This window comes from Ruegeria meonggei, from assembly GCF_042768335.1.
Taxonomy (GTDB): domain Bacteria; phylum Pseudomonadota; class Alphaproteobacteria; order Rhodobacterales; family Rhodobacteraceae; genus Ruegeria; species Ruegeria meonggei.
On sequence record NZ_JAXHBT010000001.1, the window covers coordinates 2,534,714 to 2,557,141 of the forward strand.

Here is a 22,428-nt window from a genome sequence, read left to right on the forward strand (position 1 = left end):
GTTTGATCAGAACCGCTCTAACAGCCGTTTAAGGTATTCCAGTTCGATTTGTGGTCGGTCCGTGTCGCCGGTGCGTCGGCGGATTTCGTCCAGCAACTCGCGCGCCCGGCGATAGACGTCTTCGCCCTGCAACAGGTTGTCATCGGTCGAAATAGACCCGTTCGCGCCCGGTGTGCGCCCCAACGGATCGCGGTTATTGGCTTGCATATCGCCTTCCTGCGCGCCCTGACCAGGCTGGTTTTGCTGGTTCTCGGCCAGCGCCTCGCCCAGTGACCGCATGCCTTCACGAAGGGCTTCCATCGCCTCGGACTGGCGGTCAATCGCTTCGGCCAAATCGTCGCTACGCAGGGCCTGTTCGGCATCATCCATGGCGCGACCCGCGCGATCCAGCGCATCGCGCGCAGCCTCGCCCTCGGGTGTTCCGCCACCAGGCAGGTTTTGCTGCTGGCGGCCCAGTTCATCCCGCAGGGCCTGCTGACGGTCTGCCAGAGACCCTTCCTGCCCCTGCTGACCACCGCCATCAGCCTGATCCGAGCCTTCCTGACCGCGACCGCCTTGTCCTTCGTGGCTTTCACCCCGACCCTGACCGCCATTGCGGCCCTCGTTGTTCTGGCTTTGGCCGGATTGCGTACCCGGGTTGAATTGTTCCTGAAGATCGCGGAAGGCCCGGTCGCTCAGGCCCTGTTGGTCGCGCAAAGTTTCTGCCAACCCTTCCATAGCCTGCTGGCCTTCGGATTGCTGGCCCTGACCTTGCCCTTGGGTGACGCGCATGTTCTCCATCATCTGCTGGAACTCTTCCAGCGCCTGCTGCGCCTCGGCCATGCGGCCCTGTTCCATCAACTCCTGAATGCGATCCATCATCCGTTGTAGATCGTCCTGAGTCATCTGCAGGGTTTCACCGTTCTGACCCTGTGGGTTTTCGCCGTCCTCGCCGTTTTCTTGCGCCAGACGCTGAAGCTGGCGCATATAATCCTGCGTGGCGTCGCGTAGTTCCTGCATCAGCTCAGCGATTTCCTCGTCGCTGGCGCCGTTCTGCATCGCCTCGGTCAGGCGTTCCTGCGCGCGGCGCATTCGTTCCAGCGCATCAGCCAGCGTGCCCTCTTCGATCAGAACAGCCAGATCCCACAGGGCCTGCGCAATCTCTTCCTGTTGTTCCGGCTTTAGGTCGTATCGGGTAAATGTTTCCAATCGGCGCAGGGTAACACGCAGGCGCAGATATGCGGTATCCGACCGGAAGAAGTCTTCGGGCAGGTGCGACACCGCCCGCAACAGCTGTGCAACACGGGGTGCGTTGTCCCGCGACCACAGCAGATCCCGACGCTGTTCCATCACCGCTGCCGCCAGCGGATCAAAGAAGCGCCGCGCCGGTAGCGCCGTCACATAAGGTTCCGAGCTGGTTTCCTGATCTGCCGCGTCCCGTGCGGTTAACGTGATCCTGACCGGCAAATGCGCCCAGGGGTGCTGCGAGAAATCCTCAATCAAATCTTCGGTGAAATCGGCGCGGTCCCCGGTGATCGGCATCGGCAGTTCGACCTCGATCACCTCGCGCTCTTCCGGGGCTACGGTCAGGCCATAGCGACGGTCAAGCGCAGCCAGGTCAAGCTCGATCGTGGCGGTTCCGGACACAACGCCGTAGTCATCACCAGCGGCAAAGGGCAATCTCATCTGCCCGCCCGCCTCGGCCTCGGCTGCGTCTGCCACACCAATCCGGGGGGCGATGTCCTGAAGGACGTCCAGCGACCAATCACGCCCGGCCGGTCCCACGATCCTAAGCTGGCCCGAACGGTTTACAACGATATCCTGTTCGGAGTCCGTTGCCTCGACTGTGCCCAACGGCGTGGTGGTTTCGGTCAGCGTATGCGCGCCAACCTCGCCGTAAAAGCGCAGCGTTATGCGGCTGCCTTGCGGGACAGACAGTTTCGGGCCGGATTGATCCGCCAGATACAATGTCGGAAGCCCGGTATAGCGGGGCGGTTCGACCCAGCCTTCCCAGCTGGGTCCTTGCCCGGCCACCGCCGCGCCGGGGGCCATATCGGCCACAGACCCGATGCGCCAGAACGAGCCGAACAGGCCCGCAATCACCAGCGCCAGCAAGGCGGAATAACGCAGCGCATAAGGGTCCCTGTCAGCCAGGCGCAGATCGGGTTTGACCGGCTCTGCCTGTGCCGCTTGTTGCGCCATGCGGGTCTGGTGTGCGTGCCACAGGGCAACCGAATCCGTATCCATCGAACCGATGGCCTGATCATCCATCAACGCCTGAATCGGTCGCCCAGGCAGAGATTCGTCCAGCCGCATCAGTGCTTCGGCCCGCGATGGCGCATGGAATCGCCTTGCGCCCAGTATCAAGGTCACCAGCAAACCCACAAGCGCCACACCGCCCACAGTCCAGACGGTTTCAACCCCGACATGATCCTGCAACCCCAGCATCAAAGCGGCCAGAATCGCCATGAAAACCGAGAAAAACGGCCAAAATGCACGCAAAACCTGCTCGGCAAGCATTCCTGCATGCGTCAGCAGCAGGGACAGTCTTGGGATCGGCAGGGTCTGTCTTGCGGTCAAGGCGGGCCTCCGTGGCGGATCCGCGCGCCTATCGCGTCAGAGCCACTCGGGTATGGTATCGCGGTTTATCATTTCGTCAAAGGTAGGCCGTTCACGAATAACTGCAAATTGATCCCCATGCACCAGAACTTCGGGAATCAGAGGTCGGGTATTGTATTCGCTGGACATCACTGCGCCATAGGCTCCGGCGCTGCGGAAGGCGACCAGATCTCCCGGCACCAGCGGCGGCATGTTGCGTTGCTTGGCGAAGGTGTCACCGGATTCGCAAACCGGACCAACAATGTCATAGGGCTGCTGTTCCACGCCCGGCGCAGGTTCCTGCACGGCGATGATATCGTGATATGCCTCATACATCGCAGGACGGATCAGATCGTTCATCGCTCCGTCAAGGATCAGGAAATCGCGGTCTTCACCGGATTTTACATAGATGACCTTGCTGACCATCAAGCCCGCATTACCCGCGATCAGGCGGCCCGGCTCAATTTCGATCTCGCAGCCCAGATGGCCCAGCGTTTTCTTGATCATGGCGCCGTATTCCACCGGCAGCGGCGGTGCGTCATTCGAGCGGGCATAAGGAATGCCCAGACCACCGCCCAAATCGAGGCGTCGGATATTGTGACCCTCTGCCCGCAGACGCTCGGTCAGTTCAGCAACCTTGTTATAGGCCAGCTCAAACGGCTCCAGCTCGGTCAGTTGCGAGCCAATGTGGACGTCGATCCCGATCACCTCCAGCCCCGGCAGGCTGGCCGCATGGGCATAAACCTCAGATGCGCGGGCGATGGGGATGCCGAACTTGTTCTCGGACTTGCCGGTCGCGATCTTTGCGTGCGTCTTGGCGTCAACGTCCGGGTTCACCCGCACAGTGATTGGGGCCACCACGCCAAGTTCCAACGCGACGGCGTTGATCACTTCCATCTCGGGTTCCGATTCCACGTTGAACTGGCGGATGCCACCGGTCAGCGCGGTACGGATTTCATCCGCTGTTTTTCCAACACCTGAAAAGACGATTTTGTCGCCAGACACACCGGCTGCTTTGGCGCGCATGTATTCACCACCCGAGACGACATCCATCCCGGCACCTGCCTGCGCCAATGTTTTCAGAATCGCCTGATTGCTGGCGGCCTTCATCGCGTAACAAACAAGGTGGTCCGTGCCCTCCAAGGCGTCATCAAACAGCTGAAAATGCCGCAGCAACGTGGCGGTGGAATACACATAGAACGGCGTTCCGACCGCAGCAGCGATTTCGGAGATTGGTACATCCTCGGCGTAAAGCGCGCCGTCGCGGTAAAGAAAGTGATCCATACAGCGCGCTTAGACCAAAACCGCGGCGCGGATCAATGGATTCTGTACCGTCTTCTTCGTTCCTTCACTTTCGTGTTGAAACGCCAACCCGGCCATAGCCCGAAATTGAGATACCACTGCCGCCGCTTTCGGCAGCCGGTTCAGGGCGCGGTTTGTAAGAAGGATCGCAAGCCGCGAGAAGGGCAAAGGACAGGATCAGGCCGATGAATTTCATTTTGTCGTCTTATGTTCAGAGTGTCGGCACAGGGCCAGTCATACAGTGCAAATGGGACCGCGGCAGGTGAATTACAAATGCGTCACAGACCCAGATAAACACCGAAACCGCCGCTGCGCAGCCCAACGCCGCCACCGACATGGGTGCCGCTGCTGCCGACGCCGATATTGGCGCTCATCGTCGGTTGGATTGGTTCACCGTCCGCGCCACAAGCGGCCAAAACAAATCCCACTGTAACCAGAAGGACCATACGTAGTATCTGCATCACACCAGCGCCTTCCATCGTTTGATCTGGGCACGGACCTGATCCGGTGCCGTGCCGCCGTAGGACTGGCGCGAGTTTACCGAATTTTCGACCGTAAGGACAGAAAAGACATCATCGGTGATATCCGCGTGCACCGATTGCATATCGTCCAGTGACAGATCGGGCAGGTCACAGCCTTTGCTCTCGGCCATGGCCACCAGCGATCCGGTAACATGATGGGCATCGCGGAACGGCAGGCCCAGCACCCGCACCAGCCAGTCGGCCAGATCGGTCGCGGTCGAGAAACCAGACCCCGCCGCAGCGGCCAGGCTGTCGCGGTTGGCGGTCATGTCCTTGACCATACCTTCCATCGCCGCCAGCGCCAGCATCAGGCTGTCAGCGGCGTCAAACACCTGCTCCTTGTCTTCCTGCATATCCTTGGAATAGGTCAGCGGCAGCCCCTTCATCACCATCATCAGACCGGTATTGGCACCATAGATGCGCCCGACCTTGGCGCGGATCAGCTCAGCCGCATCGGGGTTTTTCTTTTGCGGCATGATGGACGACCCGGTCGAGAACCGATCCGACAGCGTTACAAACCGGAACTGGGCCGAAGACCAGATCACCAGCTCCTCGGCAAAACGCGACAGGTGCATGGCGCAGATCGAGGCAGTCGACAGGAACTCCAGCGCAAAATCGCGGTCGCTGACGGCGTCCAGCGAATTGGCAGCGGGACGGTCAAAGCCCAGCGCCTCGGCGGTCATAACCCGATCAATTGGAAATGAGGTTCCAGCCAGCGCCGCCGCCCCCAGCGGCGATTCATTCATCCGGGCGCGTGCATCGCGAACACGGGACAGATCGCGGCCAAACATCTCGACATAGGCCATCATGTGATGGCCCCATGTGACGGGCTGCGCCACCTGCAGATGGGTAAAGCCGGGCATGACCCAATCAGCGCCAGCCTCAGCCTGCGCCAAAAGCGCGCGGATCAGGGCCAGCAGGCCGGATTCAGCCGCATCAAACTGATCTCGGACCCAAAGTTTGAAATCGGTCGCCACCTGATCATTGCGCGACCGGCCTGTGTGCAAACGGCCTGCGGGTTCGCCAATCACCTCTTTCAGGCGCGCCTCGACATTCATGTGGATGTCTTCCAGCGCGGTCGAGAACTGAAATTCTCCGTTCTGGATTTCTGACAAAACGGTGAGCAGCCCTTCCCGAATAGCCTGCGCATCACTATCAGTTATAACACCTGTGGCAGCCAGCATGGCGGCATGGGCACGCGAGCCTGCAATGTCTTGGGCTGCCATCCGCTGATCGAACCCGATCGAGGCGTTGATCGCCTCCATGATCGCGTCTGGACCGGCGGCAAAGCGGCCGCCCCACATCTGGTTCGAAGATTGATCGGTCATGTAAGAAAACCCGGAGTTGATATGCGCCTATTTCGTCTGATCCCCCTTTATATGGCCCTTGCGTTGGGTGCAAACGCGGCTTTGGCCACGGATGCCGAAACTCTGGCACCGCTCCGGGAGGACTCCCTGAAACGGCTGATCCTGCACAAAGAGCCAAAACCAGTCGAAGCAGTTGAATTTCAGCTTGAGGATGACGGCGGCACCGCGACGCTTGCGGATTACAAGGGCAAGTATGTTCTGCTCAACTTCTGGGCCACCTGGTGTGCGCCGTGCCGCAAGGAAATGCCCCAGATCGCAGAGCTGCAAGAAGAATTCGGCGGCGACAAGTTCGAGGTCGTGACGCTAGCCACCGGGCGCAATTCGCCAGCTGGGATCAAAAAGTTCTTCGAGGAAAACGACATCGACAACCTGCCACGTCATCAGGATCCCCAATCGGCAGTTGCACGCAAAATGGGCGTGATCGCCCTGCCAATCACTGTCATTCTGGACCCCGACGGCAACGAGATTGCCCGCCTGATCGGGGATGCCGAATGGAATTCGGACAGCGCCAAAGCGATTGTATCAGCGCTGGTTGGTGGCGAAAGCTAAGTAAGACACTTAAAAAACAACGAATCGTGCTATTCTCTCAGCTTTAATTGGTGAGGGATTAGCTATGAAATCAATGACCATCCAGGCAGTGGCGGCCATTGTTCTGTGTATTGCGGCGACTACGGCAAACGCCAAAGACATCCGTAAAGAGAGCCAGTTTCTAGAGTCTGTTGCTGGAAAGAAGCTCGAGAGCGGTGGTACTTGGCTTGTTATTACACCAGACGGAAAAATAGAAGGCGTAGGCCGAAACGACGTCAAAATCAAAGGGGCTTGGGTTTGGAACAAGAAATTCTGGTGCCGGAATGTTGTTGCAGGCCAAAAGAAGTTCCCTGAAGACTGCTTGGAAGTGTCGATTGACGGCAATCAAGTGAAATTTGTGAGAAAAAAGGGCAAAGGCGATGCCATAGTATACACTATCGCCAACTAGACGGCAGCACTGCGTACATTGTGTTAACGTGAAGCCGGTTCTTTGGGACCGGTTTTTCTGTTGGTTACCAGCAAAAGGAGGCCACGATGAAACCAGTAGTACTGCTGATTGGTAAATTGCCCAACGTAATTGGCGACGTGGCGCGGCAGCTTGATCATCTACCGATCCAGTGGCTGGGTGCGCATGATCAGGATGAACTCCGTCGGCAGCTGGACGCCGAACCCAGGATTGCCTGTGCGATCATGGGTGCAGGTCTGGACGACAAGGTACGTGGAGAAATGGTGGCAATCATCGCCGCACGCAGGCCCGACATCTGCATCCACCTCAAGGACAGGACCTCTGGTCCCGATGGCCTTGTGCCGTTTGTCCAACGGGTCGTGCAGCACGAGATTCTGGAAGCTTTGGAAAGAGGCTGACGCGACGCCACCTTTGACAGATTGATTGCCGCTTTGCACCCTGCCAAGCGGGAGGACGGAATGCCGCTGGAAATACTGCTGATACTTGTGGCCGGTGGCATCGTCGGGGTGACGGTGTTGCTGCACCTAAGCGGGAAATCAGAGCTTCGCGCGCTGACACCCGAGCTTGCGCAGTCGGAATGGCTGCGCCATGCACCGGACGATACGATCATCGATGTCACCGTCGCCCATGACGGGCATTCGGCCCTGATCCGGACGCAGACCGGCAATGGCCTGCTGTGGTCTTTCGGCGCCGACACTGTGGCCCGGCATCTGTTGGATTTCGACTGGCTGGAACACCCGGACGGGTTCGAGATTCAGTTCCACGACTTCGGCACTCCCAAAGTAATTGTCCACCTCGACGACTTTGAACGCCGTCACTGGCGGCACCTGTTGGAGCCCGTATGACCGACCAGATTACCTTTCCCGATGCCGTACAATGGGCGGTTCCGTTCTTCATTGCCGCCATCCTGGCCGAGTTCCTGTGGATCGCCGTCAAAGACAAAGGCGGGCGGTATGAGACGCGCGATGCCGTGACCTCGTTGATCATGGGGGCCGGGAACATTGCATCCGGCTTTGCGCTTGGGTTCATCGCTTATGCGTTTTTCATGTGGCTATGGCAGATCACGCCGCTGAATCTGGGCACGTCGATTCCGGTGATCCTGCTGTGTTTTGTGCTGGATGACCTACGATACTATTGGGTGCACCGGTTCGGCCACCGCGTCCGCTGGGTCTGGGCCAGCCACGTCAACCACCACAGTTCGCAGCACTATAACCTGACCACCGCATTGCGGCAGACCTGGACCTATACTTTCACCTTCATGATGGTTGTACGAGCACCCCTGATCCTGTTGGGGTTCCACCCGGCCATGGTTCTGTTCGTCGGCGGTCTGAACCTGATCTACCAGTTCTGGATTCACACCGAGGCTATCGGAAAAATGCCCCGCTGGTTCGAGGCGGTGATGAACACGCCCAGCCACCACCGCGCACACCACGGCCGAAACGCGCGATATCTGGATTGCAATTACGCCGGTGTTTTCATCATCTGGGACAAGATGTTCGGCACGTTCGTGCCCGAGCAGGAAAGCGACCGGGTCGATTACGGGCTGGTCCACAATATCGGCACGTTCAACCCGCTGCGCGTGGCCTTTCACGAATGGGTCGGCATCTGGCAGGATGCCACCCAACCGGGGCTGACCTTGCGCCAACGGCTGGCTTATTGCTTTGCCCCACCGGGATACAGCCATGACGGCAGCCGGGACAGCTCGGATCAGATCAAAGCCAAGCACCTCGCACGCCACCCCGAAGATCGCGGAACGCCCGGATTCGAACAATCCGAGGCTGAAACGCCGAATACTGAGGCAAAACAAGCTTAAACCTGCCGAACCACACCCGCGGCTCCTTGAATGCGCGCCCGCACGTTCCATATTGAAGCGATGTGTAGCGTATGAGTGACCCGGAGGCCGACATGACCAGACTGACAACCCTATCTACCGCTTTGGGATTGACGGGTCTGATGCTTGCGATGCTGACGGCACTGGCCGGAGGTGCCGCAACCATCGTGGTACTGGGGTTCGCCCTGATGGCGCTTGGCTTCATGGGGGCTGTGTTTGGCGCAGCGGCAGCGTTGGGCCGTGTTTTGGAAACCATACGCTAAACGCGATCAATCTTACTTTTCTTAACCGCAGATTCATAAGTTTGCTCTGAAATCAGACCCGGACCGGCGACGTGAAGGGAAGTGGCACAACTATGCGGGACAGGAACCTGGCAGACTTGCCCGAAGGTGCGGAAAGCCCGCTGAACGCGGCTGTCACCTCTCGCGATACTTCGACTGTCCAAATGGCGACCGAGGCGGTTAAGCACAAGCAATGCAAGCTGGCCTTTCAACCGGTGATGCAAGCGCATCCCCCACTCGGCGTGGCCTTTTACGAAGGCTTTATCAGGGTGCTGGACGAAACCGGCCGGGTCATTCCCGCGCGCGAGTTCATGCCGCAACTTGAAAACACCCCAATAGGCCGAGAATTGGATTGCGTTGCCCTGGAAATGGGGCTGCGCACACTGTCCAGAAACCCGGAAATCCGCCTGTCTATCAATATGTCCGCACGGTCGATCGGTTATGCACGCTGGTCGCGCGTTCTGGATCGATTTCTGATAAAAGACGCCAGCGTGGGCGAAAGGTTGATACTGGAAATCTCGGAAAGCTCTGCCATGACTGTGCCCGAGTTGGTGGTGGATTTCATGGACCGGCTGCAACCACGTGGCATCGCGTTTGCACTGGATGATTTTGGTGCCAGCAATTTCAGTTTCCGCCATTTTCGGGAGTTCCTCTTTGACGCCGCCAAGATCGACGGGCAGTTCGTCCGCGGCGTTGCTGAAAACCCCGACAATCAGGCGCTGGTCCGCGCTTTGGTCGCCGTTGCCCGCGAATTCGAGATTCTGGTGACCGCCGAATTGGTGGAAACCAAGGCGGATGCCGAATTTCTTGTGGCCAACGGCGTCGACTGCCTGCAGGGCTATTTGTTCGGGGCACCCACAGTCTCGGCCCCGTGGAGGGACGAAAAACTCAGAAAAACAGCAGGCTAGCTGGAATAACTCCGCATGCCCCACACCTGAGACAAGCTGACCGTTGCTGCAACTGCAGCGTTACGCTATGCCATGAACAGCTGGAGCGGGGATCACGGGGCGCTCTTGTTCACAGGAGCATTGCTTCTGCGATCTGCGCCGTTACGGTTCCCACAGGACCTTGACGGTAGAGGATTGTCTAAATGACCAATGTAGTAATCGCATCCGCAGCACGAACCGGTGTCGGCAGTTTTGGCGGCTCGTTCGCGAACACACCGGCGCATGACCTGGGTGCCGCCGTTCTTGAGGCCGTCGTCGAGCGCGCCGGAGTGGAAAAAGGCGAGGTAAGCGAAACCATCCTGGGTCAGGTTCTGACGGCCGCTCAGGGTCAGAACCCCGCGCGCCAGGCGCATATCAATGCTGGTCTGCCGCAGGAAAGCGCGGCCTGGAGTATAAACCAGGTTTGTGGCTCGGGCCTGCGCGCCGTGGCCTTGGGTGCGCAACACATCCAACTGGGCGATGCTGAAATCGTCGCCGCAGGCGGTCAGGAAAACATGACCCTGTCCCCCCATGCCGCCGCCCTACGCGCCGGTCAAAAAATGGGCGACATGAAATACATCGACACGATGATCCGCGACGGCCTGTGGGATGCGTTCAACGGCTATCACATGGGCCAGACGGCCGAAAACGTCGCCGAGAAGTGGCAGATCAGCCGCGACATGCAGGACGAATTCGCTGTGGCCTCGCAGAACAAGGCCGAAGCCGCCCAAAAGGCCGGAAAGTTCGCCGACGAGATTGCAGCCTTCACCATTAAGACCCGCAAGGGCGACATCGTGATGGACAAGGATGAATACGTCCGTCACGGCGCGACCATGGAAGCGATGGCCAAATTGCGCCCGGCTTTTGCCAAGGACGGCTCGGTCACAGCCGCCAATGCATCGGGCCTGAACGACGGCGCGGCCGCCACTCTGCTGATGTCAGCCGAGAATGCCGAAAAACGCGGAATCGAGCCTTTGGCCCGCATCGCATCTTATGCCACCGCCGGTCTGGACCCGTCGATCATGGGCGTTGGCCCGATCTACGCTTCGCGCAAGGCGCTGGAAAAGGCTGGCTGGTCGGTTGATGACCTGGATCTGGTCGAAGCCAACGAAGCCTTTGCCGCGCAGGCCTGTGCAGTGAACAAGGACATGGGTTGGGACCCGTCAATCGTGAACGTTAACGGCGGAGCGATCGCAATCGGTCATCCGATCGGCGCATCCGGCTGCCGCGTTCTGAACACGCTGCTGTTCGAAATGAAACGGCGTGACGCGAAAAAGGGTCTGGCGACTCTTTGCATTGGCGGCGGCATGGGCGTCGCCCTATGCGTGGAGCGCGACTAAGCGGTTAGACACGGCAATAAAAAGGGCGCCCCCGAGGCGCCCTTTTTTGTTACATAGGGGGTCCACCCCTTGGATGCGACGATATTGCCTTTCAAAAATCAAAATTCCTAGCGAAACAATATTGCGCTAGATTGCCTCACAAAGTAACAGCATTACCAAGACGACTAAAATTGAAGGAGTCATAAATGGCACGTACAGCACTCGTCACCGGCGGATCCCGCGGCATCGGCGCAGCAATTTCCAAGGCGCTTAAGGCCGAAGGATACAATGTTGCGGCCACCTATGCCGGTAACGACGAAGCCGCCGCAAATTTCACCGCAGAAACCGGCATCGCCACCTATAAGTGGAACGTGGCCGATTACGACGAATCCAAAGCGGGCATTGAAAAGGTTGAGGCCGAGGTTGGCCCAATCGACATCGTGGTCGCCAATGCAGGCATCACCAAGGACGCGCCGTTCCACAAGATGACGCCCGAGCAGTGGCATCAGGTGATCGACACCAACCTGACCGGCGTGTTCAACACAGTGCACCCCGTTTGGCCCGGCATGCGCGAGCGTAAGTTCGGCCGCGTGATCGTCATCAGCTCGATCAACGGTCAGAAAGGTCAATTCGCGCAGGTCAACTATGCCGCAACCAAGGCGGGCGACCTGGGTATCGTGAAGTCGCTGGCGCAAGAGGGCGCACGCGCGGGCATCACCGCCAACGCGATCTGCCCCGGCTATATCGCCACAGAAATGGTCATGGCGGTTCCGGAAAAAGTGCGCGATTCCATCGTCGCGCAGATCCCCGCCGGCCGACTGGGCGAGCCCGAGGAAATCGCGCGCTGCGTGGCGTTCTTGGCCTCGGACGATTCCCAGTTCATCAACGGCTCGACCATCTCGGCAAACGGGGCGCAGTTCTTTAGCTGATCCCGGCACAAGAGACGCAATCGGGCCGGTCTTTTCAGACCGGCCCTTTTTTATCCCGTAAGAACACGCGCGCTGCGTTCAGCGGGAACCGAAAAGCCAGCTAAAGGCCAGCGCTATTGCTTTGCTGCGTTCGGCATGAGCCCGACGAAAGGCGCGGGCCGCTGCTGGATTTGTCGTCATCTCGATCATGGCAATCATCCTTTCAGTTCAGCTTTGTTTGACTTGAACCCAATATGCGCCCTATCACTGAGGCTATCAAACGAGCTTTTTGGAACAATCAGTTAAGAAATTCTTGAGTATAGATGAGCGATTACCTTCCCCCTCTGACCGCGCTCCGGGCGTTTGATGCTGCCGCGCGGCACATGTCCTTCGCCAAGGCGGCGGATGAGTTGCATGTCACGCCGGCCGCCCTGTCCTTTCAGATCAAGTCGCTTGAGCAACATCTGGGCCGCCCCCTGTTTCACCGCCTGAACCGTGCAGTGGATCTGACAGAAGCCGGGCGCATATTGGCCCCCGGCGCGGCCGAGGGGTTTGCCGCTTTGCAAGCCGCATGGCAGGCGGCGCGACGGCAAGGCAATGATACCAGCCTGACTGTAACCGCAGGCCCGGCACTGACGGCCAAATGGCTGGCCCCACGCCTGTACGACTTCGCGCGGGCGCATCCTGAGATTGACCTCAAATTCTCGGCTACATTGCGCAACATGGATCTGGAGCGTGATGACGTCGATGTTGCGATCCGGTTCGGCTATGGCGGGGATGAGGGGCTGTATTCCCTGCCTGTACGCAAGGAATGGCTGACCCCGGTCATGACGCCAGAGTTGGCGGAGCAATTTCCGACCCCTGACAGCCTAAGGGAAGCCCCCCTGATCTTTGACGATTCGATTGCGTTCCTGCAGCCGCCCAGCGACTGGCCCGCATGGTTCCGGGCCGTAGGTATGGATTTCACTCCGTCCCACGGCGCGCATTTTTCAAACGCGGATCACGCCATTGACGCGGCTGTGGCAGGTGTTGGCGCAGTTTTGGGTCGGCGGGCGATGATCATCAAAGATTTGGCTGAAGGTCGCCTGGTCGCGCCTTTCAAAGTTGCTATCGAGACCCGTGGGCGGTTTCGGTTCCTCTGCCTGCCCGGTGCCGAGAAAAGACCTCAGATTGCGGCGTTCCGCGACTGGTTCATGGCCGAGATCGAAAAGACTGCACATCTGTCGGACGAGTTCGAGATCATCCCTGTAGAAGACCTTTCCGCCCCATGACCCGCCCACGCGCGACAGCTGTTGGGTTTGTGGCCATCCTGTTGTGGGCTTTGCTGGCCCTGTTCACCGTAGGATCGACGCCAACACCGCCCTTGTTGCTGAACGCATTGTGTTTCTCGATCGGGGGCGTATTGGGGCTGATCTGGACATGGGCCAGCGGTGGGTTGGGGCAGCTGCGGTCCGTGCCCTGGACGACCTACGTGTTTGGCACCGTAGGCCTGTTCGGCTATCACGCGCTGTATTTCTCGGCTCTGAGGATGGCGCCCGCGGCCGAGGCCGGGTTGATCGCATATCTCTGGCCGTTGCTGATTGTGCTGTTTTCTGGCCTGCTGCCGGGTGAACATTTGCGGCTTGGGCATCTGCTTGGCGCAAGCCTTGGCTTTGCCGGGGCTGCTGTGATTATTGCAGGGGGTGGCAGCACAGGGTTTCAGGCCTATCACTTGCCAGGATACGGGTTGGCATTGCTCTGCGCGCTGACATGGTCGGGATATTCGGTTTTGTCCCGCCGTCTGACGGATACGCCAACCAGCTCGGTCGCCGTGTTCTGCATTGCCACGGCCATCGCGTCAGCCGCCCTGCATCTGGTGATCGAAGACACCGTTTGGCCGGACAGTGCATTTGGCTGGGCGTCGATCCTGGCGCTGGGGCTGGGGCCGGTTGGATTGGCGTTTTATGTTTGGGATATCGGGGTCAAGCAGGGCGACATACAGGTGCTTGGCACGGCGTCTTATGCAGCACCTCTGTTGTCGACTTTTGCTTTGGTGTTGGCCGGGATCGCCGCCCCGTCCTGGGGTCTGGCGATCGCGGCCTTGTTGATCACAGGCGGCGCAGCCCTTGCCGCGCGGGCCAGTTTGCGTCGCTAGGCTGACAGGCGCTCAATCTCTTCCTTTAGCCTGAGTTTCTGTTTTTTGAGCTGAGCAATATGGAGATCATCGATACCTGGCGAGCGTTGGGCTTGTTCTACTTCGTGACCGAGAGTTTCGTGCTTTTTCCTAAGTTCGGTCAGATGTGCGCTTACGCTCATGGCGATACTCCTTTGTTGGTGTCTGAGTTTCACGTAAGAAGTTGACCACATCGTTTCCAGCCTGTCACGCTGCAGACGCACAGAATCTGTAATAAATCCGACAAATTCGGCTGGTTAATGCTTATTGGTTGAAGAACCCGGTCAGCGCAGCCCCGTCGCGCAATACCGCAGAGACCTGATTCGTATAGCTTTCGCCGTCATTTTCATGACGGTCTCCGGCGTGCAATATCAGTGGTGCATGCAGCCGAAATGCAGCCCTGCCGCCCTTTCTGGCGCGTAAGATCACCAGTTCCGCCGGACGCCCTATACGGGCGGCCAGTGGCAACACCTCGGCTGAGCCCAAACGCCCGGCACAGGCCGCCAGCATATCGGGCAGACGATCGGCCTTCTGGATCATGTGCAAGTATCCCCGCGGCGCAAGGCGTTTGGCTGCGACATCAATCCAGGCCTCCAGCGGCGTGTCCTCACCCAACGCAACACTGCGTCCTGTGTCCGACGCCGGACTGTGGGCCCCGGTCAGGTAATAGGGCGGGTTGGCGATCACATGGTCGAATTGCTGCTGTTTCAACTCGGATGGCAGAGCGCACAAGTCTGCTTCAACCACCTGCAACTGCGCATCATTTGCCGCAGCGTTCCGGCGTGCCAGATCGGCATAGGCAGGCTGTAACTCAACACCGACGCCCCGCAGGTCTGGCACCCGGGCCATCAGGCACAGGATGGCAGCACCTGCACCACAGCCCAGTTCCAGCACGGTGTGACCACATGTCGCCGGGATGCTGGCCGCCAGCAATACCGGATCCACCCCGGCGCGGTAGCCCGCCCGGGGTTGCAACAGGCGCCGGCGGCCCCCAAGGAAGTCGTTGCAGGTCAAATCGCTATCCACAAACAGGTTCATCGGCCCAACGGGATTTCATTGTCACGCATCACCCGCTCTGCGCAGAGTCAGGTCGGTGGTTCGCACCATCAGGCGACGAGGAAAGATTCCGATGCCCCCTTCGAGGATGCTCATATTTACGTCCATCTGAAAGCAGTCTATATCCTCGCCCTCAAGAAGGGCGGATGCAAAGGCTAGGATCGTCGGATCGGTGCTGCGCAAAAGTTCTTTCATGGGGATGGATGTAAGGGCAAGGTGCGCCGGAAGTCGAGCCTTGTATCAGGAGTATGATGGATACCGACACGATCTCAAAACCGCATGAGCGGCTGGCGGACCTTTTGGCTGGCGAAATGGGTGCGGTCAATGAGTTGATCCGCACCCGCATGGCGTCGGAACACGCGCCCCGCATCCCCGAGGTGACCGCGCATCTGGTTGAGGCTGGCGGCAAGCGCCTGCGCCCGATGCTAACGCTGGCAGCCGCACGGATGTTTGACTATCCGGGCGACCACCATCTGCGTCTGGCCGCCACGGTAGAGTTCATCCACACCGCAACCTTGCTGCATGACGATGTGGTAGACGAGAGCGACAAGCGGCGCGGGCGACCCACCGCAAACCTGCTGTGGGACAACAAATCCAGCGTATTGGTCGGCGATTACCTGTTTTCCCGCAGCTTCCAACTGATGGTTGAAACCGGGTCTTTGCGGGTTCTGGACATTCTGGCCAATGCCTCGGCCACGATAGCCGAAGGTGAGGTGCTGCAAATGACCGCAGCCACCGATCTGAGCACCAATGAGGCGATTTACCTGCAGGTGGTGCGCGGAAAAACCGCTGCACTGTTCTCGGCCGCGACCGAAGTGGGTGGCGTGATCGCCGGTGCGTCAGAGGATCAGGTTAAGGCGCTGTTTGACTATGGCGATGCGCTGGGCATTGCGTTCCAGATTGCCGACGACTTGCTGGATTATCAGGGAGACAGCGCGGCAACTGGTAAGAATGTCGGTGACGACTTCCGCGAGCGCAAGCTGACCCTGCCGGTGATCAAGGCGGTGGCGCAGGCCACCCCCGAGGAACACGCCTTCTGGGAGCGCACGATTGGTCGGGGACGTCAAGAAGACGGCGATCTGGACCACGCGCTGAACCTGATGGCCAAATACGGCACGCTGGCTGCCACCCGGTCGGATGCGTTGGGCTGGGCAGTCAGAGCCAAAGCTTCGCTGGACGTCCTGCCCGATCATGAAATTCGCACCCTGCTGCGCGATCTGGCCGACTACGTGGTCTCGCGCCTCAATTAAGCTGCGTTGCGCGGCACCACCAATCGGGATGAGCCGCGCCGATTTCATACGCCGCGAAATGGGCGTCTTTCATCGTTGGATACAGCGCAAAACAAGTCGAGCCTGAGCCTGACATGCGCGCCATCAGGGCGCGAGTGGTCAACTTGAGTGCATCCAGAACAACCCCAATCTCACCGGCGGTGCTGGTTGCCGGGATCTCAAGATCATTGCGCTGATCGCGCAGCCAATCGGCGCAGCCCTGCGGTGCTTCGAATTTGGGGATTTCCGCTGGCATGGGCGGATTGTCTCCCAGGGTCAACGCCTTAAAGACCGCGCCTGTCGGAACCGGAATGCCCGGATTGATCAGCACAGCAGGCAGGTGCGGCAGAGATACCTGGGTTAACCTGTCCCCGATGCCTTGCATGCGTGTCGCTTGGGCCGCCGTACAAACTGGCACATCCGCGCCCAGCAACAGCGCGTCCGGGATGGTTATGCCCTGACCTGACAATACCCGCAAAGTTGCCGCCGCGTCGGACGAGCCCCCGCCTATTCCGCCGCCATGTGGCAGCACTTTGGTCAGGTCGATTTGCCCGGTCCACCCGGCAGCCTCGGCTGCTTTCCAAACCAAATTTCGATTGTCCGTGGGTACGCCCGTCGCATGTTCGCCGGTCACTGACAACGTCAGATTCGGACCCGGCGTGAATTCCAACCGGTCGCCGACATCAGCAAAGACCACCAACGAATCCAGCAGGTGATAGCCATCGTTGCGCTGGCCGGTGACGTGCAAGGTCAGGTTGATTTTGGCAGGCGCGAAGGCCTCAACCTTCATTGGCGACCTTCAGGGGATCGGCGCCTTCTTCGACCAGAACCGCATCCAGTCCGACCTCGATCTTGCGGCGAATGCGCTCGGGGTCAGCCTCGCCATCAGTGTCGTCGGGATCGATAAAAGACAGGGCACGTTTCCACTGGAACTCGGCCTCGCGCGCGCGACCCACGGCCCAGTAGACATCGCCCAGATGATCATTCACCACAGGGTCGACTGGCATCAGTTCAACCGCGCGCTCCATATGGGCGACGGCCTCATCGTAGCGACCCAGACGGAACAGAACCCAGCCCAGACTGTCGACGATGTAACCACTGTCCGGGCGTGCGGCGACCGCACGTTCGATCATGTCCAGCGCCTCGTCCAGCTTTTCCTGCCGCTCGACCAGCGAATACCCCAGATAGTTCAGCACTTGCGGTTGATCCGGGTTTAGTTCCAGCGCCCGGCGGAAGTCGGTTTCGGCCAGATCCCAGTTTTTAAGCCGCTCATGCGAAATGCCGCGCGCATAGTGCAAAAACCAGTTCGCACCCGCGCTGCGTTCGTTCAATTCGATGGCAATGTCATATGACAGGACGGCAGCCGCGTAATCCTCTTGCTGGCGCTCCAGATCGGCCAGCGCAACATGGACGCTGGGCAGATCGGGATTTTGTGCGGCCAGCGTTTGCAACACTTCGGCGGCGGCGTCCTTTTTGCCCGACCGGCTGAGAACATCAGCCCGGCCCAGCTCGGCCGCGTGGTAATCGCTGCTGTTTGCCGGAACCTGACGATAGGCCTCAACCGCCAGATCATACTGCTCCAGCGCCTCCAGAAGCTCGGCGCTGAGCAGAATGGCGTCCACATGATCAGGGCGCAGAAACGCCGCGAGGCGGGTGTACAGCAGCACATAGTTCTGAGCAGCCTCGCTGCTGAGCGCCGCCCCTACGGAAAAGAACACCTCGGCCATGCCGTCCTGCGCCGAGGTAACATGGGTAAAGGGCAATGTTTCACCAGCGGCCAGCCGGGCCTCATAGCCTTCGATCGAAGGGTCGCTGCCGGCGGTAAATACATCATTCAGGAATTGCAGCGCGTCGTCGTTGCGATCCAGTTGAGACAGGACCTCGGCGCGGGCCAGTGCGGCGCGGCGCAGGAATCGTCCAACGGCACCATTATCGGCGGCAAAGATCGCCTCGGCCCCTTCAAAATCACCAACCGACGCCAGGGCCAACGCCTTGTGATACAGCGCAAACTCTCGCAGGCCTTCCTGCGTGGATACCTGATCGAACTGCTCCATCGCGTTGGTCATGGCGCCCTGACCGACATGAGCCCAGCCCAGCATCAGACCATCGACCAGTGGCCCCACACCTTGCGTTTCAGGGTCACGGGCCAGCAGTTCGTCCAATTTGTCTTCTGCAACCAGATTGGCAACGATGACCATTTTCGCAGCCTGTAGCGGCAGCCCAAGGTCTTCGATCACCTGGGCAACCGGATAAGCGCGCGGCACCTCGCCCAATGACAGGCGGGCCACAACAACACTTTCCAGCAGCGCTGCATTTTCGGGATCAGAACGCAGGGCCTGTGCATAGTATCTTTCGGCGGCTTCATAGTCGCTTTGATAGATCGCCTGACGTCCGGCCAGATAGGCGCCTGCGCCTGTGTCCGCATAAACCGGAAGCGAGAATGACGAAGTGAAAAGCACAGCCAACGCTGCGCGACGAACCAGAGAAGCCACTAAAATCCTGCCCTGCCATTGTTGACTGCGCAACAAGCTAGGGCTTTGGGCAGGAAGAGGCAATGGCAGAGCCTTCACGACCCCGCCAGTACCCATGTTTTCGCCTACATATTGGGATAGTTCGGACCATCGCCGCCCTGCGGCGTTGTCCAGGTGATATTCTGGCTTGGATCCTTGATGTCGCAGGTCTTGCAGTGGACGCAATTCTGGAAATTGATCACGAATCGCGGGCCATCTTCGTCCTCGACCATCTCATAGACACCGGCAGGGCAATAACGCTGCGCCGGCTCGTCGAACTTGGGCATGTTGACCTTGACGGGTATCTCTGGATCGGCCAGATGCAGATGGCACGGCTGGCTTTCCTCGTGATTGGTCATCGCAAAGGACACGTTGGTCAGCCGGTCAAAAGACAGCGTTCCATCAGGCTTGGGATAGTCAATTGGCTTGTGCTTGCTGGCTTCTTCGGTGGAGTCCGCATCGTTCTTGCCATGGCCCAGCGTGCCGAACAGTGAAAAACCCAGCGTGTTGGTCCACATGTCCAGACCGCCCAGCGCCAGAGAAGGCATCAGGCCCCATTTTGACCACATCGGCTTGACGTTTCGCACCTTTTTCAGGTCTTTGCCGATAGCACCGTCGCGGACATCGGTTTCGTATGCGGTCAGCTCATCGCCCGAACGCTCGGCCTTGATAGCGTCAAAGGCGGCTTCGGCCGCGGCTTTGCCCGACAGCATCGCGTTGTGGTTGCCCTTGATGCGCGGCACGTTGACCATGCCCGCCGAACAGCCCAGCAGCGCCACGCCGGGGGCCACCAGTTTTGGCATCGACTGATAGCCGCCTTCAGTGATCGCCCGAGCACCATAAGCCACGCGCTTGCCGCCTTTCAGCAGCTCGGCCACCATCGGGTGGTGCTTGAAGCGCTGGAATTCCATGTACGGGTACAGGTGCGGGTTCTTGTAGTTAAGGTGAACCACAAAGCCGACATAGACCTGATTGTTTTCAAGGTGATAGATGAACGATCCGCCGCCCGCGTTGCTGCCCAGAGGCCAACCCATCGTGTGGGTGACAGTGCCTTCCTTGTGCTTGGCCGGGTCGATCTCCCAGATCTCTTTCATGCCAACGCCGTATTTCTGCACTTCTTTCCCGGCAGACAGGTCGTATTTGGCGATAACCTCTTTGGACAGCGACCCGCGGACGCCTTCAGACAGGAAGACGTATTTGCCGTGCAGCTCCATGCCCGGCTCGGTGTTTGGACCATAGGACCCGTCCGCCTCCAGACCAAAGACACCAGCGACCACGCCTTTGACCTCGCCATTGTCGCCGTAAACCAGCTCGGAACAGGCCATGCCAGGGAAGATTTCGACGCCCAGTTCCTCAGCCTGCTCGGCCATCCAGCGGCAGACATTGCCCATCGAGACGATGTAGTTGCCGTGGTTGTTCATCAGCGGCGGCATCGGGAAGTTGGGAACGCGGATTTTACCCGCCTCGCCCAGCATATAGAAATTGTCTTCGTTAACCGGTGTGTTCAGCGGCGCGCCTTTTTCCTTCCAGTCGGGGATCAATGCATCCAGGCCGCAGGGGTCCAATACCGCACCCGACAGGATGTGTGCGCCAACTTCGGACCCTTTTTCCAGAACAACGACATTCAGGTCGGCATCCAGCTGTTTCAGACGGATGGCCGCTGACAGGCCCGCGGGGCCTGCACCCACGATCACCACGTCATATTCCATCGCTTCGCGTTCAATCTCGGCCATCGCGGGCTCCTTAGCTAACTTTCCGAATTGGCGCTTTCGACGTACGGTCGGCGCAATATTGTTTCACGGGTGATTACATGGTCCGAAAGACATTGGTCAATCGAAACACGGCGTAACTATGCCGCTATGCGGCAATTCACGCCTCTGGAGTGTCCCCCATCAGGTATCTGGGGCCGCTTCCCTTGGACTTTGCCCGGTCATCCGGGTTGTAGAGGGCGCATTTGGGCAAACTGAGGCACCCACACCCGATGCAGCCGTCGAGATTGTCGCGCAACCGCGTCAACGTGTCGATTCGCTGATCCAGATGGTCGCGCAGTCCAACGCTGATCTTTTGCCAATCCTGCGGTGTGGGCGTGCGGTTGCCGGGCAGGCCGGACAGCACCTTCCCGATCTCGGGCAGGGTCAGACCAAATTGCTGGGCGATCATGACAAAACTCAACCGCCGGATATCAGCCCGCTGATACCGCCGTTGCCCGCCCGCATTACGCCAGGGCGCAATCAATCCCTGCGCCTCGTAATACCGGATGGCCGAAACCGCCAACCCGGTTCGCTGCGCCAAAGCACCAATTGCCAGCCCCTCGGATACCGCCATCTTTTCCTCGCAAGTTTTTTCTTGACCTAAAGTTAGGTTTAGAAATTACGGTGAGTCGAAACAAGCCTCAAATTGGAAAGGAAATACTATGATGGCAACGTTGGAACACGCCAACTTCACTGTAAGCGATCCCAAGGTCTCGGCAGCGTGGATGCAACGGGTGTTCGGTTGGAAAACCCGCTGGGAAGGCCCGTCGATTGCGGGCGGGTACACGGTGCATGTGGGCAGCGCGCATACCTATCTGGCGCTTTACGCCCCTGGTAATCCGCAACCGTCCGGCGAAAGCAGCTATGACATCGTTGGCGGGTTGAACCATGTGGGTGTTCTGGTCGACGATATTGATGAGACCGAGAAGAAAGTAGTCAAAGCCGGGTTTACGCCCAAGTCCCACGCGGATTACGAACCGGGTAAACGGTTCTACTTTGACGATGACAATGGCATCGAGTTTGAAGTGATTAGTTACGACTAGGCCGTAATCCGCGCGTTGTACGGCTGAGACCTCTTGCAATTCACGCCTCATTTGGGTCAGGTATTTGCCAACCCATCAAATCGCCCCGACGCTTGTTCCATGCGGCGGGGCGCATCAATTTATGCGTGGACGACAAGACTATGGAAAAGATCCCCATGACGCCTTCGGGCAATGCCGCGCTGGCGGCAGAGCTGAAAAACCTGAAATCCGTCGAGCGGCCTGCGATCATCGAGGCCATCGCCTCGGCGCGGGAACTGGGCGACCTGAAGGAAAACGCCGAGTATCATTCGGCCCGTGAAAAGCAGGGCTTTATCGAAGGTCGCATCAAGGAACTGGAAGGTATCCTGTCGCTGGCCGATGTGATCGATCCCGCCAAACTGTCCGGTGCGATCAAGTTTGGTGCCAAGGTCACGCTGGTCGACGAAGACACCGACGAGGAGAAGACCTGGCAGATCGTGGGTGAATATGAGGCCAATATCGAAAACGGCCTGCTGAACATCAAATCCCCCATCGCCCGCGCCCTGATCGGCAAGGAAGAAGGGGACAGTGTCGAAGTGCGCACCCCCGGTGGCGTGCGCTCTTACGAAGTCCTGAGTATTGAGTACGCCTGACTGGAGCGTTT

Annotated in this window: 25 protein-coding genes and 1 pseudogene; 14 read left to right on the forward strand and 12 right to left on the reverse strand. The window is 59.1% G+C overall.

Translation table 11 applies throughout. The annotated features are described in order from the left end of the window. Positions 1-6: 6 nt before the first annotated feature. From SJY13_RS12450 to argH, 5 genes are all read right to left on the reverse strand, one after another. A complete protein-coding gene (locus SJY13_RS12450) occupies positions 7-2,559 on the reverse strand; it encodes a TIGR02302 family protein (protein WP_377191285.1) in 2,553 nt (850 codons plus the stop codon). Positions 2,560-2,595: 36 nt separating this feature from the next. Next, entirely contained in the window at positions 2,596-3,861 is a 1,266-nt protein-coding gene (gene lysA, locus SJY13_RS12455) for a diaminopimelate decarboxylase (RefSeq protein ID WP_377191286.1), read from the reverse strand. Between the two features lie 64 nt (positions 3,862-3,925). After that, positions 3,926-4,075 carry a hypothetical protein gene (locus SJY13_RS12460; RefSeq protein ID WP_200818570.1) on the reverse strand — a complete coding sequence of 50 codons (150 nt, stop codon included), beginning with the start codon at positions 4,073-4,075 and terminating at the stop codon, positions 3,926-3,928. 82 nt (positions 4,076-4,157) lie between these two features. After that, positions 4,158-4,340, reverse strand: coding sequence for an argininosuccinate lyase (locus tag SJY13_RS12465; protein WP_377191287.1), 183 nt, complete (start codon positions 4,338-4,340; stop codon positions 4,158-4,160). Further along, positions 4,340-5,728: an argininosuccinate lyase gene (gene argH / locus SJY13_RS12470; protein ID WP_377191288.1), complete on the reverse strand. Its 1,389-nt coding sequence runs from the start codon at positions 5,726-5,728 to the stop codon at positions 4,340-4,342. Before argH ends, SJY13_RS12465 begins: the two co-directional genes overlap by 1 nt. A gap of 21 nt (positions 5,729-5,749) precedes the next feature. On the opposite strand from argH, the gene SJY13_RS12475 reads away from it, so the two are divergent. From SJY13_RS12475 to yddG, 11 genes are all read left to right on the forward strand, one after another. Next, positions 5,750-6,316 (forward strand): TlpA disulfide reductase family protein, encoded by a 567-nt coding sequence (locus SJY13_RS12475; RefSeq protein WP_377191289.1) that lies wholly within the window; start codon positions 5,750-5,752, stop codon positions 6,314-6,316. 64 nt (positions 6,317-6,380) lie between these two features. Beyond that, positions 6,381-6,743: a hypothetical protein gene (locus tag SJY13_RS12480; protein ID WP_377191290.1), complete on the forward strand. Its 363-nt coding sequence runs from the start codon at positions 6,381-6,383 to the stop codon at positions 6,741-6,743. Positions 6,744-6,829: 86 nt separating this feature from the next. Beyond that, on the forward strand, positions 6,830-7,159 hold the full coding sequence (locus SJY13_RS12485) for a hypothetical protein (protein WP_377191291.1): 330 nt from the start codon (positions 6,830-6,832) through the stop codon (positions 7,157-7,159). Between the two features lie 60 nt (positions 7,160-7,219). Beyond that, the gene (locus tag SJY13_RS12490; protein WP_085822936.1) at positions 7,220-7,606 is read left to right on the forward strand and encodes a hypothetical protein; all 387 of its coding nucleotides are present in this window, start codon (positions 7,220-7,222) and stop codon (positions 7,604-7,606) included. Next, positions 7,603-8,574 (forward strand): sterol desaturase family protein, encoded by a 972-nt coding sequence (locus SJY13_RS12495; protein ID WP_377191292.1) that lies wholly within the window; start codon positions 7,603-7,605, stop codon positions 8,572-8,574. The genes SJY13_RS12490 and SJY13_RS12495 overlap by 4 nt, the downstream gene beginning before the upstream one ends. A 92-nt stretch (positions 8,575-8,666) precedes the next feature. After that, positions 8,667-8,855, forward strand: coding sequence for a hypothetical protein (locus tag SJY13_RS12500; RefSeq protein WP_143534889.1), 189 nt, complete (start codon positions 8,667-8,669; stop codon positions 8,853-8,855). 92 nt (positions 8,856-8,947) lie between these two features. After that, the gene (locus tag SJY13_RS12505) at positions 8,948-9,781 is read left to right on the forward strand and encodes an EAL domain-containing protein (RefSeq protein ID WP_377191293.1); all 834 of its coding nucleotides are present in this window, start codon (positions 8,948-8,950) and stop codon (positions 9,779-9,781) included. A 182-nt stretch (positions 9,782-9,963) separates the two neighbouring features. Next, positions 9,964-11,139 carry an acetyl-CoA C-acetyltransferase gene (locus SJY13_RS12510; protein ID WP_377191294.1) on the forward strand — a complete coding sequence of 392 codons (1,176 nt, stop codon included), beginning with the start codon at positions 9,964-9,966 and terminating at the stop codon, positions 11,137-11,139. A 185-nt stretch (positions 11,140-11,324) separates the two neighbouring features. After that, positions 11,325-12,047: an acetoacetyl-CoA reductase gene (gene phbB / locus SJY13_RS12515; RefSeq protein ID WP_085822941.1), complete on the forward strand. Its 723-nt coding sequence runs from the start codon at positions 11,325-11,327 to the stop codon at positions 12,045-12,047. A 302-nt stretch (positions 12,048-12,349) separates the two neighbouring features. Further along, entirely contained in the window at positions 12,350-13,297 is a 948-nt protein-coding gene (locus SJY13_RS12520) for a transcriptional regulator GcvA (RefSeq protein WP_085822942.1), read from the forward strand. Then, positions 13,294-14,160, forward strand: coding sequence for an aromatic amino acid exporter YddG (gene yddG / locus SJY13_RS12525; RefSeq protein WP_377191295.1), 867 nt, complete (start codon positions 13,294-13,296; stop codon positions 14,158-14,160). Before SJY13_RS12520 ends, yddG begins: the two co-directional genes overlap by 4 nt. On the opposite strand, the gene SJY13_RS12530 is transcribed toward yddG, so the two are convergent. The 3 genes and pseudogenes from SJY13_RS12530 to SJY13_RS12540 all read right to left on the reverse strand — a co-directional run bounded on the left by SJY13_RS12530 (position 14,157) and on the right by SJY13_RS12540 (position 15,429). Continuing rightward, positions 14,157-14,321 carry a YdcH family protein gene (locus SJY13_RS12530; RefSeq protein ID WP_085823041.1) on the reverse strand — a complete coding sequence of 55 codons (165 nt, stop codon included), beginning with the start codon at positions 14,319-14,321 and terminating at the stop codon, positions 14,157-14,159. The two genes, yddG and SJY13_RS12530, sit on opposite strands and share 4 nt — an antisense overlap. Positions 14,322-14,442: 121 nt before the next feature. Further along, complete coding sequence (locus SJY13_RS12535; RefSeq protein ID WP_377191296.1) at positions 14,443-15,216, reverse strand: tRNA1(Val) (adenine(37)-N6)-methyltransferase; 774 nt, start codon at positions 15,214-15,216, stop codon at positions 14,443-14,445. Continuing rightward, positions 15,213-15,429 (reverse strand): annotated as a pseudogene (locus SJY13_RS12540) (putative signal transducing protein). The gene SJY13_RS12535 and the pseudogene SJY13_RS12540 overlap by 4 nt, the downstream one beginning before the upstream one ends. A gap of 56 nt (positions 15,430-15,485) precedes the next feature. On the opposite strand from SJY13_RS12540, the gene SJY13_RS12545 reads away from it, so the two are divergent. Then, positions 15,486-16,484 (forward strand): polyprenyl synthetase family protein, encoded by a 999-nt coding sequence (locus SJY13_RS12545; protein WP_377191297.1) that lies wholly within the window; start codon positions 15,486-15,488, stop codon positions 16,482-16,484. Here the strand turns inward: SJY13_RS12545 and SJY13_RS12550 are convergent. The 4 genes from SJY13_RS12550 to soxR all read right to left on the reverse strand — a co-directional run bounded on the left by SJY13_RS12550 (position 16,477) and on the right by soxR (position 21,337). Beyond that, entirely contained in the window at positions 16,477-17,292 is an 816-nt protein-coding gene (locus SJY13_RS12550; protein WP_377191298.1) for a 4-(cytidine 5'-diphospho)-2-C-methyl-D-erythritol kinase, read from the reverse strand. The two genes, SJY13_RS12545 and SJY13_RS12550, sit on opposite strands and share 8 nt — an antisense overlap. Then, entirely contained in the window at positions 17,282-18,994 is a 1,713-nt protein-coding gene (locus SJY13_RS12555; RefSeq protein WP_377191299.1) for a tetratricopeptide repeat protein, read from the reverse strand. The genes SJY13_RS12550 and SJY13_RS12555 overlap by 11 nt, the downstream gene beginning before the upstream one ends. Positions 18,995-19,098: 104 nt before the next feature. Next, a complete protein-coding gene (locus SJY13_RS12560) occupies positions 19,099-20,745 on the reverse strand; it encodes an electron transfer flavoprotein-ubiquinone oxidoreductase (RefSeq protein ID WP_377191300.1) in 1,647 nt (548 codons plus the stop codon). Positions 20,746-20,881: 136 nt separating this feature from the next. After that, on the reverse strand, positions 20,882-21,337 hold the full coding sequence (gene soxR / locus SJY13_RS12565; RefSeq protein ID WP_085822950.1) for a redox-sensitive transcriptional activator SoxR: 456 nt from the start codon (positions 21,335-21,337) through the stop codon (positions 20,882-20,884). Between the two features lie 88 nt (positions 21,338-21,425). Between soxR and SJY13_RS12570 the strand changes: the two genes are divergently transcribed. Both SJY13_RS12570 and greA read left to right on the forward strand, forming a co-directional pair. Beyond that, complete coding sequence (locus tag SJY13_RS12570) at positions 21,426-21,806, forward strand: VOC family protein (RefSeq protein ID WP_377191301.1); 381 nt, start codon at positions 21,426-21,428, stop codon at positions 21,804-21,806. 140 nt (positions 21,807-21,946) lie between these two features. Next, positions 21,947-22,417 carry a transcription elongation factor GreA gene (gene greA, locus SJY13_RS12575; protein WP_377191302.1) on the forward strand — a complete coding sequence of 157 codons (471 nt, stop codon included), beginning with the start codon at positions 21,947-21,949 and terminating at the stop codon, positions 22,415-22,417. The last annotated feature ends 11 nt before the right edge of the window (positions 22,418-22,428 follow it).